Annotated in this window: 6 protein-coding genes; all 6 read left to right on the top strand. The window is 31.3% G+C overall.

The window, feature by feature from the left end; all coding sequences use genetic code 11:
• Positions 1–787: hypothetical protein (locus tag UNSWCS_RS12060; RefSeq protein WP_035143994.1), on the top strand; the 787-nt coding region annotated here is incomplete at its 5' end.
• A complete protein-coding gene (locus tag UNSWCS_RS10360; RefSeq protein WP_162142150.1) occupies positions 741–1160 on the top strand; it encodes a hypothetical protein in 420 nt (139 codons plus the stop codon). The genes UNSWCS_RS12060 and UNSWCS_RS10360, both read left to right, overlap by 47 nt.
• Complete coding sequence (locus UNSWCS_RS10355) at positions 1145–1552, top strand: hypothetical protein (RefSeq protein ID WP_035143991.1); 408 nt, start codon at positions 1145–1147, stop codon at positions 1550–1552. Before UNSWCS_RS10360 ends, UNSWCS_RS10355 begins: the two co-directional genes overlap by 16 nt.
• Before the next feature lie 35 nt (positions 1553–1587).
• Positions 1588–1908 (top strand): hypothetical protein, encoded by a 321-nt coding sequence (locus tag UNSWCS_RS10350; protein WP_035143989.1) that lies wholly within the window; start codon positions 1588–1590, stop codon positions 1906–1908.
• Positions 1909–1982: 74 nt separating this feature from the next.
• Complete coding sequence (locus UNSWCS_RS10345; RefSeq protein ID WP_021088462.1) at positions 1983–2741, top strand: hypothetical protein; 759 nt, start codon at positions 1983–1985, stop codon at positions 2739–2741.
• The gene (locus tag UNSWCS_RS12675; protein ID WP_257784944.1) at positions 2732–2854 is read left to right on the top strand and encodes a hypothetical protein; all 123 of its coding nucleotides are present in this window, start codon (positions 2732–2734) and stop codon (positions 2852–2854) included. Before UNSWCS_RS10345 ends, UNSWCS_RS12675 begins: the two co-directional genes overlap by 10 nt.
• Positions 2855–3157 lie beyond the last annotated feature (303 nt).

Here is a 3157-nt window from a genome sequence, read left to right as displayed (position 1 = left end):
TAACTCTGATGATCTAACAAGACTAAATAGAGATACAACTAAACTAACAAAAGATCTAGTAAATACTAGCATAAGCTCAAATGTGGATGCTAGTATGGATTTAAGGGTGCTAACAAAGAGTGGGCAAAAGGAGATAGCAAAAGAGTATAAAGACTTAAATAAAAATATGAATATAATAGCCTCTACATTACCTGACAAAAATAGTGATAATGTTATCGAAAAAGTATTCGGTAATATATTTGAAGGATTGAATTATATAAGTCTTGATATAATGCCATCAAAAGAGAATAGGGGCGGAATTTTGGCTAATATACCAGTTTTAACGGGTATCTTCGATAACTCTAACAGACAATACTTAGTAGTTAACAAGGAAAGTGACAAATACTCTGAAAAAGATTTTGAAAAAATTCAAGATAGTAAATTTTTTAAATCTCTCAGTGATGCCGATAAGGAGAAATTTAAAGATCAACAAGACTTATACATTTCAAAAAATCCGTATGAAATTACTAAAAAAACAGCAACCTTTCAAAATTTTACAAATGGTATGATGAATAATGAAGCAGAAGCTATAAAAAATGGTCTTCAACAAACTGGATTCTGGAATACTAAGAGCGGAAAAGTAGAGCTTACTGTTAATTATAATCCATCTTATGGTTTTTTGGGTGATTTGTTAGAATCTGCAGTAGATAAATTTGGTGGAATAACCGGAATAGCTAAGCAAACTGGCAATTTTTACAATGATGTGGTTGGCGCTAGAGGCGATAAAGGAAAACCATTCACAGGCTAACGGTTTAGCAAAAAGCGGTATAAAATGGAAGATAAACAATGGTGGATTTAATGTCAATAATGGCAAACATACTATTGTATCCTTTGGCTCGCCAATAAGTCGTGAAGAAATGTCAAAAATTATTGACCTTGCAAATAGCAAGGCAGGAAACGAGCAATTTGTATATTCTGGCTCATATACTAAAAAGGGTGATTTTGTCGGAGAGGCGCTTGGTGGCAATAGTGAAGATAATAAAGATGCTAGTTTGACTGATAGGTTAAACATCTTAAATGCTATAAAATTATTTACAGATAATTCCCCACATAGTGAATATATATGTGAGTCATATGTGGGAAAAGATAAGGAAGGAGGAGTAGTATGTGGTTACAGATAAGATTTTTATTTATTATCTTATTTTTGTCTGGATGCGGTATTGTTACGAGTGTAGATGATGACAATAAAGAATCTAAAATTTTGAGTGTAGATCAAAGAATATCTACCAAAGAGGGATTGCTCTCTTTGATGGCACCTATACATAAGGATATAGGCGTTTTTTATGGAGTATATAAAGTAGAGGAAGGCATGGCGTTGACTTGGGCTGTAAAAAATATGATGGCTTCAAAGCTTATTATTTCGACAGAGTCTTATCCTGGGCATACTTTTGAATCTGCAAAATATCTCAATCCAAAAAATCTTAAAATTTTTGAAGAAGAGACAAAAACTAAAGAGAGTTTTTACAATACTACTACTAGTGCTATATATAAAAAGCATATCTTGATTATATAGATGGAGTTAAATGCAGGACATTTGTCCATGCGGATTTGAGACAGATTTATCAAAATGTAATAGATGGTGAAAAGACTTATACACAATACTATGATACATATTGTTCATTTTATCAGCCAAAAAACATTAAAAAACCAACAAATATGGTTAGACTACAATATGAATATAGTTTTAATCGCAAATCAAAAGCTTTTACAGATAGCAACAAAACAGAGCAGGAAGTCTTAAATGATATACACAATATATTTAGGCAAGACATACAAGCAATATTTTCTACCATAAAGCTTGGCATGGATAGAGAAAAGATGAGAAAAGAGGGGCTTTTGTTTGATAAACCATATAGGGTTCAGTTTTAGGTAAAATTACAACTGCAAACGATATGCAAAGAATTTGATAAAAATAGTGGCTATACATAAAGGAGTGTAGTAAGGTGAAGATACTAATAATTTCATTTTTAATAGCTTTCATAACAGGATGTAGTTTTGATAATACATATAAAAGTGATATATATGATCGCGACTATATAAAAATGGATGCAAACACTACACTTTATAGCTCAAATAAAACATTTTCAGTAAAGGCGCCGATAAATAGAGGTATTTTATTTGAGGGTTTAGACAAATATGATGATTTTACAGTGTTGCAGCGCCGTATCATCGGAGAGATAGTTGAGATATTTTATCTTGAAATAGATAAGATAGATACATTCGATGGGGAAAAGTATCTTGATTTGAAAAATATAAATTCTTTTGAGCTAAATACTAATAATCCAAATATAAAATATGAAAATGAAACATTTGGACAGTATTATGATAGGGCTTTTGTCAATATCATAGATGGTATAAAATGCAGAAGCTTTCCTAAAGAACTAAATAAAAAATATAATCATCAAAATAAGGGTGATGGCATAATTCAGACGCAAGAGTATGAGACATATTGTAGCTTTTATGGTGCCAATGGTGTGCCAAAGGTGCTTCGTATAAGATCTGAGTATAGTTTTAACTTATCAAGTGAGGTATTTAAAAAAAGCACCCTCTCAGAAAAAGAAAAGTTAAATAAAATAACAAGACAATTTAGGCAAGATACGGAAGAAATTTTTTATAATATAAAAATCAATATGGATAGACAAAAGATGCGTCAGCATGGGTTATTATTTAATACAAAATCAAAGGAGATAAAATGGAAATAAAAAAATTAATCATGTTTGCTTTGTTGGCATTTGTTTTTACGGCTTGCGCTGAAAAAGAATATATATGTCAAGACCATGAAAAAGATGGTGCAGTATGTGGATATAGACCATAATTGCCATACTTATAATATACTTGACAATATGAAAGATCTTTATATTACTAAATAAACAAGATAAAACCAGCAAATACTTATTTGCATAGAAAGCTAGACAAAAGCAGATGCTAAGCTATCTAAACGACTTAAAAGGAATAAATATATAGCAATGAAGCTTGTTTTCACGGATAGGATTTAAGATTAAAAGTGGATTCATGAAATTTTAAGATATGACACCACCTCCACTTTAAAAGAGGCACAGGCTGCACTCTCCATCACTGTGCAAAACGAATATGCCCAGATCGCTCCAGCCACTATAGC

It is taken from the genome of Campylobacter concisus UNSWCS (genome assembly GCF_000466685.1).
Taxonomy (GTDB): Bacteria; Campylobacterota; Campylobacteria; order Campylobacterales; family Campylobacteraceae; genus Campylobacter_A; species Campylobacter_A concisus_A.
This window is presented reverse-complemented; position numbering and strand designations above follow the sequence as displayed.

Bases quoted from the DNA above. Each gene is read 5' to 3' on its own strand.
- UNSWCS_RS10360 (WP_162142150.1), top strand. From the start codon at position 741: ATGTGGTTGGCGCTAGAGGCGATAAAGGAAAACCATTCACAGGCTAAC.
- UNSWCS_RS10355 (WP_035143991.1), top strand. From the start codon at position 1,145: ATGTGGTTACAGATAAGATTTTTATTTATTATCTTATTTTTGTCTGGA.
- UNSWCS_RS12675 (WP_257784944.1), top strand. From the start codon at position 2,732: ATGGAAATAAAAAAATTAATCATGTTTGCTTTGTTGGCATTTGTTTTT.